Genomic DNA, 13,055 nt, shown 5'->3' with positions numbered 1-13,055 from the left:
TTGGCCGGTCTACATGTCGTCGTCCCGCGCCTGCTCTGGCACAATCGGCGGCATGACTTCCTCGCTAAACCTCGACCAGATGAGCCCGGAACAGCTTCGTGCCTTGGCGGCACAGGCGTTGCAGTTGCAGTCCCAGGTCGAAGCGATGAGCAGGAAGATCCAGAACAATGAAACCATCATCGAACAGCTCACGTTCGAAATCGCCCTGCTCAAACGCCACAAGTTTGCAAAGCGCAGCGAGCACATCAGTTCGGCGCAAGGCAGCTTGCTGGATGACCTGCTCGATACAGACCTTGAAGCTATCGAGGCCGAGCTGAAACAGCTTCTTCCCGCTTCGTCACAGGCCGAGCCACGGCAATCCCCGAAGCGTGCCCCATTGCCGCCGCAGTTTCCGCGCACCGTGATTCGTCATGAACCAGAAAACACCCAGTGCGCCTGTGGCTGCCAACTTCAGCGCATCGGCGAAGATGTCAGCGAGAAGCTGGATTACACGCCGGGCGTGTTCACGGTCGAGCAACATGTGCGTGGCAAATGGGCCTGCCGTCAGTGCGAAACCCTGATTCAGGCGCCGGTGCCGGCACAGGTCATCGACAAAGGTATTCCAACCGCAGGCTTGTTGGCCCACGTGATGGTGGCCAAGTTTGCCGATCACTTGCCACTCTACCGGCAGGAGAAAATCTTCGGCCGCGCCGGGTTGGCAATTGCTCGCTCGACCTTGGCCCAGTGGGTCGGACAAACCGGCGTGCGGCTCCAGCCTTTGGTCGATGCACTGCGTGAAGCGGTGCTGAACCAGAGCGTGATTCACGCTGACGAAACACCGGTTCAAATGCTTGCGCCAGGCGAGAAGAAAACTCACCGGGCTTATGTCTGGGCCTACAGCACGACGCCGTTTTCGGCGCTCAAAGCGGTGGTGTACGACTTCAGCCCAAGCCGTGCCGGTGAACATGCACGCAACTTCCTGGGCGACTGGAACGGCAAGCTGGTTTGCGATGATTTCGCTGGCTACAAAGCTGGTTTTGAGCAAGGCATCACTGAGATCGGCTGCATGGCTCATGCCCGTCGCAAGTTTTTCGATCTGCACGTGGCGAACAAAAGTCAGCTGGCCGAACAAGCGCTGCACTCGATCAGCGGCTTGTACGAGGTCGAGCGCCAAGCGCGTGACATGAGTGATGAAGATCGCGGGCGAATACGTCAGGAAATGGCGGTACCGATCCTCCAAGCACTGCATGACTGGATGTTGGCCCAGCGCGACCTGGTGCCCAACGGATCAGCCACAGCTAAAGCCCTCGATTACAGCCTGAAACGCTGGGTAGCGCTGACGCGCTACCCAGACGATGGGGCTGTGCCCATCGACAACAACCAAGTTGAAAACCAGATACGGCCATGGGCGCTTGGCCGCTCGAACTGGCTGTTTGCCGGGTCGCTGCGCAGTGGCAAGCGGGCGGCTGCAATCATGAGCCTGATCCAGTCGGCGCGCATGAATAGGCATGATCCGTATGCCTATCTCAAAGATGTGCTGTCGCGGCTGCCGATGCAGCGGGCCAGTGAGATCGGCCAACTGCTACCGCATCAGTGGGTGCCGGCCTGAATCACGCTGAGTTGGTGTACGCTACGGAACACCCTTTCTTATCGTGTCGGGTCATACGAGTTGAGTACCGCATCCCACTGCATTTCATGGTCTTCGACCGCAACATTCCATTCGCAACCAGACACCGCGATACGAATGTCCGATAAGCACTTACACCAATGTTGTATGCCGACCCATGATGCGTCTTCTTGGTTATCAGGGAGCTTAGTGGCGCCCGAAAACACGAGGCCCTTCTTTAGAAAACGACTTGGCTCCAGGTTGGTTGAGAAATCGAATGACTCCCAATTCAGGCCAGAGCCGAGGGAGAGGAATCGTTCGATTTGATCATCTACACAGTGGCGACGAACAATCTCCTCAATAACGGTTACCTCGTTCGAGCTGAGCGGGGCCTTTCGCCTAGCAGTGTAATAGATGGATATTGCCAAAGTCCGCCCTCAGAGTCGGTAACCGTGATTGGGATGAAGGATACCGGGCTTGAGTCCGTTCGACTACGCAAGGTGTGTTAGCCGGACACTTACCCTAGTCAGCTTCGCCAAGCACTCCCGATCTTTCATAGCTTTTCTTCCAACGGCAAGACTTAGGAGCACCTCACCAACTGCAGGACTCGCAGATTTTGGCCTGACCGAGTTCTCATTGCTGACCTAGGGGTCAGGAAATTCAACCGAAGAAGAAGTGATAGTGATGAATGCATCAGTCTGAGAGTGGCATGTTGAGCTCTTGACGCACCCGTTCAACGATGGAGTCCAGCGTGGCATCGTCGTCCATGAAAAGGTAGCACTGCGTCAAGATCGTCAACGGATGAACGTCCATCACAGAAGCAAGCCCATGCACCATTTCAAGGGTAGGGCCCTTTCCTCCGGCTTCCAGTTGACTGAGGTACGTTTGGCTGCTGTGCGCACCGAAATCTTCCTGGCTGAGCCCCCGAGTTTTCCTTAGCAGTCTCATCGCCTTACCAAATGCCTGTTTCAGCTGCATTTTTTTTCATTCCTACAAAAGGAATGATGAAGCCGTCTTGAACGTCAGACATCCATTAACTATTGTTAATATTTTGAGGATTTATTCGATGTTCAAGACCTACAGGCACGCCGGGCTAAGCCCTGCCAGCATCTTCGGGGAACCTTACACCCGACACTGGCAATTTATTGAGCTTGAGCTGCACCACCCGTGGTTTTACGTTGAGCTGGTGCGCGATCATGGCGATGACATCGTTGGAAGCATGTTGATGGTCCCTACGGTACCGATTCTTCAACAAATGCTATCGGAACTGGATGATCACTCCTGGTTCGCGCAGGCATACCTGATGTCTCCCGGCCACATGAGGGGAGGGGACGACTGGGTGATGGAGCCGCTCATTGAGGTAAGCGTAACCGAAGATAACTCAGGGTCCATTGGAGGCTACCTATATAAGGTAGAAGGGGGCAAGATTTACAGTATTCACTATGCGTCTTCGTCCGATAACCTCAAGATTATAGAAACAATTTTTTCGGCTGAGCGCGATTTGCGCGTACGCGGCTAAGCTTGTACTCGCCGAAACTCATCGGCGCGGATGAACCCGTTTAGAGCAGAGCACGACCGGTATCGGCACCTGCGCTAACTGCCAGTGCGATAGCCAGCTCGATTCATAACAAGTCCACGTAACATAGCCCATCAAATCCCAGCTTCAAGCCACCAATAAAGTGCCGCCTGTGAACAATCGACGTTGGCTTGATGCGGCGTCAATATACCGCGTCGCCTGTGTGGCGGCTTTCCAGGTCCCCGCCCGCAGGTCTTCGCCGAACGGCATCACTCCGGACGCAGCTGTATTTGTAGCGGATACATCGCGACGGCTCGACCAGTTAGCCCTTCAGGGTAACGATCTGCTCAACGTTGCTGAGGGCGGCTGCACGTCGGCAGGCAAAAAATTTGGGCGTCATCAGACTGCCTGCAGGTACACGATGCGCTGACTGCCAGCACGTCATGCAGATCTTCACTATTTTTGAGTGGTCACCGTGGCCTGGTATCGGTTGTAGGCCAGGCGACCAATCGCTTGGTGCGCAGCATTGGGTTGTGCCTAAGCACTTGATGGCGAGTCCCAGGTACCAGATCTATCCCAGCGCCAGGCACATATGAAACCTCAATGACGTTTCCAGGCGATGCGGCTCGCCTTTGGCTCTAATTTTGGCAAACAAACGGGTCAAAGTAAAAAGCCCGCCGAAATCGGCGGGCTTATCAAGTGTCTCCAAGGGGAGGCGAAGCGCCAACAAATCTCGGAGCAAGCCCTCATAGCATACCTCAGTTTGACGAAAACTGGGCCGCTGGCGGCGGGCTTGCTGTTGATTTGGCATGCCTTAGACGACTAGATCTAGGCATGGAGGGGCTCGGGACAGGCCCTGCACCCACAGTCGGTTCAGCCGGCCGAAGCGTTTCCTGCTCGGTTACTGGCGCGCGTTTCGCAGCGATGTCCTGTGCCGGCTTCGTGCCGAGCACATTCAGTTACACCAGTCCGAAGGGTAAGAGTTGTTCCTGCCGAGCAGTAAAACCGACCGCAGCAAACGCGGACGTATCGTTAAGATTCCTGCCCTCAAAAGCTTGTGCCCGGTCGCCGCTTGTGATGTGGGGTTGAAAAAGAGTGGTCTGCGCTTTTTCGCTCGATTGATAGCTGGGAACGGCTTGGGGATATCCGCTTAACCCCAGCAGCCTTTCGCGTTTGAACCGCCACATCCTCACCCGTAGCGGCGTCGACCCCGAGGGTTACGGGGATCTTGATGGATGACCCAGCAGACACGCGGTTCTCGGTAGATGCCGGTACACAGCGGACCCGTGGTATTGAGGTTTCCGTAAATGACGATCTTGGCAATGGCTGGTCCACCTACGCGGGCTATGCGTGGTTGAAGGGCGAAATGATTGATTCGCCGGTCGAATCAATTGTAGGAAACACGAGCCCGCTGACCCCCAGGAACAGCGCGAGTGTCTGGCTGAAGAAGGAGCTGGGCGGAGGTTTTTATGTCGCAGGTGGAGGACGGTATGAAGGTGAGCGCTTTACCTCACCGAACAACAAAGTTTCGCTTGGTTCATATACGACAGCAGAGCTGGCTGGTGGGTTTCGAAGTGAGCGCTACGATGTGACACTCAACGTCGAAAACATTTTCAACCGTGAGTACTTTGTCTCTGCCAAGGCGGGCAGCGGTAACTCCAACTACCCTGGCGCACCTCGTAGTGCTAGCCTGCGCGTTGATTATCGCTTCTAACGAATCAGCGTGAGCTAGCCAAGTTTGATCGCAGTCGTTCCGACTGGCCGTTATCGACCAATTGCAGACATCTTTATCTAAGGCTGATTCGCGGCCCATCGCCAGCAAGCTCGGTTTCCTCATATGTGGCGCAGACCTGGAAACTGATGATGTTACTGTGCGAGCCGGCTTGCCGACGATGAGGTCTAGGCCAAGCGGCTGTATGCATGGCAAGATGCTTTAGATATGGATCTAAGCCAAAAGAGCTTAAGCAGGCAGGTAATATTTGCTCTGACGAACGGAGCGGTGCAATTACTACTGAAGGGAAGGGCCCCCGACCAAAGCGAGGAGAATCGGGGGCACTGGGAGACTACAAAGTCAGTTATTAGGTGGGGTGGGCCGCGGCGGCGGTGGAGGCGGCTCTTTCCTCGGCTGATGATCCTTTACATAGCGCATCGGAGGTGGAGGTGGCGGTGGTGGCTTTTGGGTCATTAATAGTTTGCTCCTGCTGATGTATGTAGAATGGAAGGAATGATAGCACTGAGGCAAATAGCGCGACTGTCACATAATTTGTAAGCGAGCGGAGATAAACTCCACGCTTGTCGTTGTTTTCTGCATTCACCGTGGCGCCTTCTATATAATAGCTTAGTACAACAGTTTTGAAGTGAGCGTCGGCTTCCTCTTGGGTCTCCCAATATTTCTCGTAATCATTCCGTAAGCTCAAGCGGTGAGTTTCAAGGTCCATCAGTGTGGGAAGGCCTCTATCTGAGTCCCTTAATGACCATGCGGCACGGAAATATAGAGCACCGATAAGAAGCATTAAGCATGTGCTAAGATAAAAAATCCAGAAAAATACGCTCGCGAAACCGTCCGCCGTGGTCGGTGCTTTATTGAGCATATAGGAAAGGAAGGTGACTATCGCAACTAGCATTGCTAGCGGCATGCTCAATCTGGCGTAAAGCTTTTCCTTGCGATCGAATTCCTGATAGAAGACCTTTTCGTATAAATTAAATTTTTCTTTATCGTCCATCAATATAGGTCCTGATTTGGTGGCTTTGATGAAGGGTGAACGCCACGGAGCCAGTAATTACTAAATGCTAACACCTGTTTCTCTGTGTGGGCGAAATGGGCTAATGTTAGCTAAGGTTTGATCCAACGAACCAACCTTGCGAAATCAGCAGGTGCCGCTCTTTTAATTTCTAGCGGCACCTTTCTGAGCTTAAAGTCCTGTTTAAGGCGCCGCTAATGTAGCCAAGCCAGGATGGTTTGAAAAATCTTCCTTCGCTGTGCTTAGTAGGCTGCCAAAGCTGATATCTCTGCCCCCGCCGCCTTGCTTAAGAGTGCGAAGTGCTGCATGCCATGCAGCCTGACCTGAGGGATGAAATTGCAGCCGTGATAGGTCTCCACCGGCGCGGCTCCATACTTCTTGATCTCTAGGTCCAAAAGGATATAGCTCGATCATGATCCTCTCTAATGCCGGCCAGGAAGATTGCTCTTTCATCGGTGGTACGAATTCAGCATTGTTCGCCGACTTTTTCCCACCTTTGCTCAGTGCGATGGGGAAGTTATCTTCGACATTGTCAGCCTTAAAGATCGGATGCTGCTCGTCGGGGATTAGTTTTGGCACCTCTTCGGAAACATAATTAAATAGGTCAAAGATCTTTATGAGTCCGCTTGCGGTCTTGTCAGCTGAACCGCGTAGACCTGCCAGTAATGCAGTCGTGAACACACTGTTCCTTGCGTTAACGAATACAGATGACAACTCGTCAGCGCGGCATGATGCCATTAATGCGCGCCCGCTACCTACTGCCAGCTTCGAAAATGTATTCTGGCTGTAGCCAGACTTGAGTTCGTGGCCGCTGTTATCAGTCAAGTATTTTGAGATCGCAGCGCCTCCCGCATGACAAGCATCGATCAAGACTAATAATCGCTTTGCTTTTATTCGTGCAAGCGCAGCCGCTAACTCGCTTGAGCTAATGGAGGTGTTTTCAATGTCAGCGAGATCACCATCCACCGTGAGCAATACGGTGTCCTCAATTCCCGGGTCGCCTACGATCCCACCATGACCGGAGAAGAACACGCAGGCCGTATCTTCAGGCCCGGCCCGAGTGGCCAGTTCATCTAGCCCTGCCAGTACCGCTGTCCGCGTCGCCTTTGCATCTAGGAGGGTGACGACATTGGTAGGATGATAACCACAGTAGTCCGGCGATGAGAGCGTAGCGGCGACGTCATTGACATCGTTCAGAATCGCGCTAGGCAGTCTGGAAATATGCTGATAGTTTGCCACACCAATAAGTAGGGCATGGCCTTGCGAGTAGCCGTTTGTATTCATAATTCATGCCATGGGTAGGTGAGAGATTCAACGCCAACCAACAATGTCCGTATCGCCAATAAATAGGCGTAGCTTCTCGTTCATGGGGAAGTCCTGCGACATAATCTTAAGAAGATCGCGGGCTGTCGGACGGCCGCCGGAGCGGACTGAATACAATGTAGTGTGCCAACGCGTTGATCCATTTTGATACTGTCCGGGCAATTCGGAGTTCTTACCTCCGGCGCGAGACCAGAGTTCTCCACTATCCGGACCGCTTGGATAGAGCTCACGGGCCTCATCTTCGAAAGCCTTCCACTTCTCGTCAACGCTGAGCTTTGTGATGCCGAGCTTCCAGCGCGTATAAAAGCTAAGCAAACCTGCGCACAATCTGAGCGCTGGCTTGATATCAGGCCGTTCGGAAATCCGATCTGATAGATATTTAGCTGCGCGGTCCCAATGTCGAGACGCGACGAGCGTTCCCAATCGCTCAGATGCCACATGAGATAATTGTTGAACGTCTTTCAAAATGTTGTTAAGCCAGGCAATAAATCGCTCTTCGGGAAAGGACAGGAGGCTACTAATGATCGCAAGACCTACATCAGCGGGCACCGAAGACCTTTCAAGTATTGATCGCAGATCTGCGCTCGCCATGATTGCTTGTTCTAGCGGGGCTTCAGGAGTACTCATCACGAGACCTTTCGCCGCGATTTCCAGCCAGCCGCATGCGGTTGCTTGGAGGTAATGTCCAAGCTGAAAAGGTGGCAGATGTGACCAGAGTCGCTCCCGCTCTGGAAAGGCACAGAGGTCAGCCAAGGGTGTATTCGCCATAGCCTTAAGTAAATCGGTGTCGACAGGTAGTCCTGCGATGAGTTGAGCGAACACAGTGTCACGCGCACCAATGGCATTGTCAGGTGCGTTCCAATGGGAGGGGGTCTTGGCAATCACTTTACCCCACAATCGTTGCTCGGTAATGTCATCGCAGCGGATATGAGACAGAATCTCAGGATGGACAGCAGCCTGCTCTGAGCACAAGTCGACTACACGTGGATCCTTATGCACGAGCGCACAATTCAATATTTCAAGCGGGCTTGCATATCGAAGGACCACCCGCAATCCATCGCTGTGGGCCAGGTCTTTATCTATCTTAAGCTGCTGGCCAGTTGCATCAATAGGGGTTAGCGTTGCTGCTAGCACTGCGCCGTATGCGATCAGCCAGTGTTTCTTCAGCAGGGAAGAGAGCAGAATGTCTGTAGAGGTAACAACAAGCCTTCTGGGGGCTTGCTCCGCAAAACGATGCTCAATTGTTGCATCAGCCGGAAAGTTTTCTAGCGCCACGGCAAACGCGCTATGGTTATTTTCGGCCCATCTCCAAAGTGCTTGGAAGATGGCTTTGTTGCCCTGATGAGCTGCAGTCGAAAGGCCATTTTTCACTGCTGTGCACCAGTGCGGCAATGCAAGTTCCTTATCATCGGCCGCTGCGATGATCTGCGTCAAATCGCTATCATCCTCACGTGCAAATGCGAGTTTACTGACGAGCCTTTCAACCGCCGACCATAACGGCTGCGTGTTGGCAAAGCCAGGGAGCGCCAAGTTCCTCAGCAGCATCAGCTGCTTGCAGCCTGCGCTTGGGATCAAGGCTGTGAAACGACCGATCAGTCTGTTTTTGATGGTTGAACCGAATGTGGGGTGGTTTGATAGTCCGTCTGCTAAGCGTATCGCCCCCAGCAATTCATCGAAGTTTTCTCCGCCAGAGAGGAGAGCTTGCAGCCTTTCAAGCCGACTCAATTCCCTGAGTGACTGAACTTCTAGGCCTAGCTCCTCAGCGAGGTCGAGAATTGGCTGCACATCGCGCTGGCCGCAAAGAATACCGGCGGATTCAGAGTTAGCTGAATCGTCATCAGACTTGACGATTCGGTGCTTTACCCAGCGAGACTGGAGCTTTTCAGGCGTGCATACAAGGGTCGGTCCCGGGTGCTCGACAAGGTCGCTCGGACCAAAGCTTAGTCGGAACGCGAAAGTGCGTCTTAGAGCCGGCCATAGATTTTTCCACAAGGAATCAAGGAGTAGCTCAAATCCATCGACGCCCAGTCGAACCACTGGAGTGGGGCCTGAAGCTGAGAGAGCATTGGCAGCACCTATCAAGTCAGCAGCAAGCACGGAGCTTCCGGCGCTCTCAAGCTCAAGCGTTAGCACCGATGTGGGGCACTCATTAATTGAGGTTGCCAGCTGGCCAAATAGCGCGGCTAGGGTTTCCACCTTGCACATGTCGTCCAAACTGACGATTAGCGCATGAGTCAGTACCATGCCTCCGCGCGACGCGCTCGAATCTAGGAACGTGCGAGCAAGAAGGTAATAGTCATCGACAGGAAAACCACGAACAAACGGCGACCAAGCTTGGACGCCAGGGGGCACTACATCTGGCAGGTCGAGCTTTGATGCAATCGCCGAAGCTATCGGTGCATTTGTACTTGATGTTCTAAGTCCATGACCGCGTCCAGGGATCTCGCCATAAATCGCCTGCTCAACTCGCATGGTTCTATCTCCCGTCTGCCATCAACTGTTGGATCGGGAGGGTAATGTCAGTGTTCTTCACACCATTAGGTAGCACTACATAACCGAATTCTTCGGGGCCACGGATTGCATAATCTGGGTCCGCATCTGTCTTGCTGAGCGCTCGCTCCAGCGCGGACAGCCCAAAAACAGTAGGCGACACCCAATTGCTGCGCACGAACGACCACAGCATCGGCAGTCGTGAAGCTAAGAGATCACTCGGTATCTCTGTCGTATCAAGCTCATCCCAGCAGCTCAGCAAGATGGTTAGGCGCGGTCTACGAAGAGGCCGATCTAAATTGAACTGCGCCAAGTAGAGCAACATTTGAAGAAGCTCGATCGTCCTGGCTTGATCTGAGAGCTCGTGTGCTGCTTCACCCTGTGGTTCAACAGCCGCGAATGACTGCAGCGGTCGCGAGAACAAGTCCTCTTCGGAGCGAAGAGAGTGCAGTCGAATTAGCACTACCCAGTCCGTGGCCTCTACTACTCGCTCGCGCCAGGCGTCCGGAATTCGGCGTTGTGTGACGAGACTGCGAATCTGCTCGCCGCCATAATCTGGCCAAATCAGCTCCGCACAACGACCGGTTTGGTCCGTAATGGGCCAGACACTTTCGACGTAGATGTTAGCCGGTGTGTGGTCGGTAGCCTTCCCCTCAGTCAGACAACTGAGAGCCGTAGTGAATGCCTCAAGGTTCGTCGGAGCGCGTGTCATTTCAAGCTCGCAAGACTTCACCATGAGCCGCTTCAAAAACTGAGCCCCGTAGTGAGTCTTACCGACATTCGACTCGCCGACTAACAAGATGGTGTGTTGTGCGGCCACCAGCTATCTCCTACCAAACCTAAAAAGCGGATCGTGACCACCGACTTCTGTCATGGGTAACTCAAGCCCTGCACGCTTGGTGCAGATAATCCAGTCGAATACCTTCCGGAAGCCCTCTGCAGCGTCGACCTGGGCACTAGCTGATACACTGACTGTGAACTCTGGGACGCTAGATGAGTGTGACGCCACGGCCTTTCTAATCTGCGCTTCCATAGCCTCTGCCACATCGACATCTCCTTTCGTCCAGACGAGTGCCAAGCGTCTACCGCGAGATTCAGCTATTGCACGCTGGGCAAGAAGCTGAAAGTCGTTTCTAGCGGTCCCCATTTTCGATCCAGAAAGAGCCTGACGGTCAGCAATCAGTAGCGTGACGTCTGCGTGTCGAGCAATCCAGCGGGCTCCTTCAGCGTCTGCAGCCTGTTCGTTGATCGCCCATTTCTGAAACCACTCTCCAGGCGCATCGGCAAAAAGAAGGTCGCGTAGCGAACCGTCTTCACGGCGGAAGCCAAGATGAAGCATGCCGGGTGCCCGAGCAGCTCCGCTAGGTGTATGGGGCGGAAAGCTTGGGCGGTGTCCCGGCTTCCAGCGCAGGTACGTCGCTACCGCTTCCCATCCCGCCAGCGTGTAAGAGTTGCTAAACACATTGGTCTCAGTAGTCAATGCACCTTGTCCCAGCAGCAGATAGAACGCCCCGAGAAGCGTCGTCTTACCTGCGCTTTCAGGCCCTACGATGCCGACAGTGATGGGTTTGATCCTACCGCTGACAAAGTTGAGGTCAGACTCACCCATCGCTAGACCGCTCCATGGGAGGAGCAATTGTTCGAAATCAGCCGCAGCAGTTATTCCACTGTCGCATCCACGCTTCCACTCCGGGCATAGGTCGTGCCGCATGTGGCCCAGCGTGCAGGTCGTGTTGTCATCAGCGAAACAGTGAGGGTGTGGGCATCTGTCCATGGGCGTCTTAGTTCTTCTTGGGCCGTTTGGTTTGGCTTTCACTCATGGCGCGTGCGCTCTGAAGCTCACGGAACAGGTATGTTCCCCATTCTGATGGGCTCATTTGGGTGGAAGCGTCAACTCCACTGAGGGTTCGCAAAGTTGCGGCATCGATTGCGCCATTTGTGAAATGTCCAATCACCGACAGCAGCGGACCTCTCCCTGCTGGCTGTGAAGTGTACTTAGCCGCCAGTAAGCGGAAAGGCTGCATGAATCCGATAGTTCTAGCGTCATCGACTAGACTGCCGATGTCACGCTCGCCGTTGTTATGCTCGTCATTGACGATCGGAAGGCAGCGAATCGCCTCACGAAGGAATGCCGAGACGCTCGCTGGAGAATAGGTTGGCACCTGCTCGTGTAGATCAAGCGCCATCAACGCAGAGGCCTCGAAAGGTGGCAGGTCAAGGTAGCTCGCGTGGGCGCTTGGGGAATACAGTGCCTCCTTCCACCAAAGCAGATTGGTACGACGCTGCAGACCGGCCGTCGCACCGCTGAAACTGGAAAGAGCCTTGTCAACATGAGCCGTGACAGCCTTCGCCAGCGCAGATAGCGGACCAGACAAATCGACCGGCATGGGCGAAAGCTGCTCGGCCATTTCATCCAACACTTTTGCGATGGCGACGCTCATCCGAGGCGCAAATTCAGCAGCCCACTGCTGAGGGTAGTTCGACCCATGCTGAATTGGGTTTTTAGGTGCCCACGGCGACGAGGCCGAATGGATTTCCTCTCCTAGCGCAACCTGATCAACGGTGGGAGTGTTGTGATCTGTAGTCACAGGAGCAGGCGGCGTATACTGCAACGGATCTATCGTAATCATCTCCGGCGTTGCCCACTCGGCCTCGGCACGGGCATCGACTTTTTTCTCGATTTCACTGACAGCTTCGTGCCAAATCTCAGCTTCATCGGAGGTTTCGGCATGAGACAACGCGTTGCGAGCAGTATTCACGAAGGCAACGGCAGTCGCATCATCTGCGCGAGCTGCTTGCATGATCGCGTCCAGAAGGACGGCACGTAAAACACCCACGGGACGCGCGGAAAACGCGTTTGCAACGGTCTCCCACTGCTTACGGAGGGACGTCATCGCCTCTTCTATGGTCGGATCGGTGCCCGCGATATTGGGGTCGGCCGCCACCATTGTGTAGCTAATAATCTTTGATGGCGCTTTTCGAATGCTGGCGGCCAGGTCTTTGGCAGTGGATCGAAGCTTTTCGAGCTTGGTGTCATCTCCTTTGAGGTCGATAGCGCCAATTTCAAGAAACCTCATTAAAAATTCTTGTTCCATTCCCTGGTCTCCCGACCTTCGTCAAAATGTGGGGCAAGCTGGTCTCGACTGTGACCTCCTATGATAACACTTGAATGGTGGCGATATAGCAGCAGCCCTATGCCACCCTCATTGGTCAGGTGACGTGCTGATCAGTCAGAGTGAGCTCCACCTGGGTTTCAAGTTATCGACCTAGGTATATCTGCACGAAGCTCATAACGGATGCCGTCCCAATATTAGCGGTGCCGCTCATCCTGAGTCTGCCGCTTGGAGCGGTCAGAGCCCCTTGCAGAGTGCACCGTGGTCTTTATGGAGTTGCACGATGG

General features: G+C 54.1%; 10 protein-coding genes. 3 read left to right on the top strand and 7 right to left on the bottom strand.

Going from position 1 to position 13,055, the window contains the following annotated elements; genetic code table 11:
• Nucleotides 1-52 precede the first annotated feature (52 nt).
• Complete coding sequence (tnpC, locus tag Q6A47_RS01690) at nt 53-1,588, top strand: IS66 family transposase (protein WP_304482817.1); 1,536 nt, start codon at nt 53-55, stop codon at nt 1,586-1,588.
• Between the two features lie 690 nt (nt 1,589-2,278).
• Here tnpC and Q6A47_RS01685 read toward each other — a convergent pair.
• Entirely contained in the window at nt 2,279-2,563 is a 285-nt protein-coding gene (locus Q6A47_RS01685; protein ID WP_304482750.1) for a helix-turn-helix domain-containing protein, read from the bottom strand.
• An 88-nt stretch (nt 2,564-2,651) separates the two neighbouring features.
• Here Q6A47_RS01685 and Q6A47_RS01680 point away from each other — a divergent pair, with 88 nt between their 5' ends.
• Both Q6A47_RS01680 and Q6A47_RS01675 read left to right on the top strand, forming a co-directional pair.
• On the top strand, nt 2,652-3,104 hold the full coding sequence (locus tag Q6A47_RS01680) for a hypothetical protein (RefSeq protein ID WP_304482748.1): 453 nt from the start codon (nt 2,652-2,654) through the stop codon (nt 3,102-3,104).
• A 1,228-nt stretch (nt 3,105-4,332) separates the two neighbouring features.
• Nucleotides 4,333-4,815: a TonB-dependent receptor gene (locus Q6A47_RS01675; RefSeq protein WP_304482746.1), complete on the top strand. Its 483-nt coding sequence runs from the start codon at nt 4,333-4,335 to the stop codon at nt 4,813-4,815.
• Between the two features lie 364 nt (nt 4,816-5,179).
• Here the strand turns inward: Q6A47_RS01675 and Q6A47_RS01670 are convergent, their stop codons facing one another.
• The 6 genes from Q6A47_RS01670 to Q6A47_RS01645 all read right to left on the bottom strand — a co-directional run bounded on the left by Q6A47_RS01670 (nt 5,180) and on the right by Q6A47_RS01645 (nt 12,750).
• On the bottom strand, nt 5,180-5,824 hold the full coding sequence (locus tag Q6A47_RS01670; protein ID WP_304482744.1) for a hypothetical protein: 645 nt from the start codon (nt 5,822-5,824) through the stop codon (nt 5,180-5,182).
• A 201-nt stretch (nt 5,825-6,025) separates the two neighbouring features.
• Nucleotides 6,026-7,126, bottom strand: coding sequence for a caspase family protein (locus tag Q6A47_RS01665; protein ID WP_304482742.1), 1,101 nt, complete (start codon nt 7,124-7,126; stop codon nt 6,026-6,028).
• 27 nt (nt 7,127-7,153) lie between these two features.
• Entirely contained in the window at nt 7,154-9,637 is a 2,484-nt protein-coding gene (locus Q6A47_RS01660) for a GAP1-N1 domain-containing protein (protein WP_304482740.1), read from the bottom strand.
• Nucleotides 9,638-9,641: 4 nt separating this feature from the next.
• The gene (locus tag Q6A47_RS01655; protein WP_304482739.1) at nt 9,642-10,475 is read right to left on the bottom strand and encodes a TRAFAC clade GTPase domain-containing protein; all 834 of its coding nucleotides are present in this window, start codon (nt 10,473-10,475) and stop codon (nt 9,642-9,644) included.
• Nucleotides 10,476-10,478: 3 nt separating this feature from the next.
• Entirely contained in the window at nt 10,479-11,264 is a 786-nt protein-coding gene (locus Q6A47_RS01650) for a TRAFAC clade GTPase domain-containing protein (protein WP_304482738.1), read from the bottom strand.
• 172 nt (nt 11,265-11,436) lie between these two features.
• Nucleotides 11,437-12,750, bottom strand: coding sequence for a GTPase-associated system all-helical protein GASH (locus Q6A47_RS01645; protein WP_304482736.1), 1,314 nt, complete (start codon nt 12,748-12,750; stop codon nt 11,437-11,439).
• Nucleotides 12,751-13,055 lie beyond the last annotated feature (305 nt).

The organism is Pseudomonas boreofloridensis, from assembly GCF_030580795.1.
GTDB classification, from domain to species: domain Bacteria; phylum Pseudomonadota; class Gammaproteobacteria; order Pseudomonadales; family Pseudomonadaceae; genus Aquipseudomonas; species Aquipseudomonas boreofloridensis.
This window is presented reverse-complemented; position numbering and strand designations above follow the sequence as displayed.

What these genes read in the sequence shown, in the direction of transcription:
- tnpC (WP_304482817.1), top strand. Translation starts at nt 53, where the DNA reads ATGACTTCCTCGCTAAACCTCGACCAGATGAGCCCGGAACAGCTTCGT.
- Q6A47_RS01685 (WP_304482750.1), bottom strand. Translation starts at nt 2,563, where the DNA reads ATGCAGCTGAAACAGGCATTTGGTAAGGCGATGAGACTGCTAAGGAAA.
- Q6A47_RS01680 (WP_304482748.1), top strand. Translation starts at nt 2,652, where the DNA reads ATGTTCAAGACCTACAGGCACGCCGGGCTAAGCCCTGCCAGCATCTTC.
- Q6A47_RS01675 (WP_304482746.1), top strand. Translation starts at nt 4,333, where the DNA reads ATGGATGACCCAGCAGACACGCGGTTCTCGGTAGATGCCGGTACACAG.
- Q6A47_RS01670 (WP_304482744.1), bottom strand. Translation starts at nt 5,824, where the DNA reads ATGGACGATAAAGAAAAATTTAATTTATACGAAAAGGTCTTCTATCAG.
- Q6A47_RS01665 (WP_304482742.1), bottom strand. Translation starts at nt 7,126, where the DNA reads ATGAATACAAACGGCTACTCGCAAGGCCATGCCCTACTTATTGGTGTG.
- Q6A47_RS01660 (WP_304482740.1), bottom strand. Translation starts at nt 9,637, where the DNA reads ATGCGAGTTGAGCAGGCGATTTATGGCGAGATCCCTGGACGCGGTCAT.
- Q6A47_RS01650 (WP_304482738.1), bottom strand. Translation starts at nt 11,264, where the DNA reads ATGGGTGAGTCTGACCTCAACTTTGTCAGCGGTAGGATCAAACCCATC.
- Q6A47_RS01645 (WP_304482736.1), bottom strand. Translation starts at nt 12,750, where the DNA reads ATGGAACAAGAATTTTTAATGAGGTTTCTTGAAATTGGCGCTATCGAC.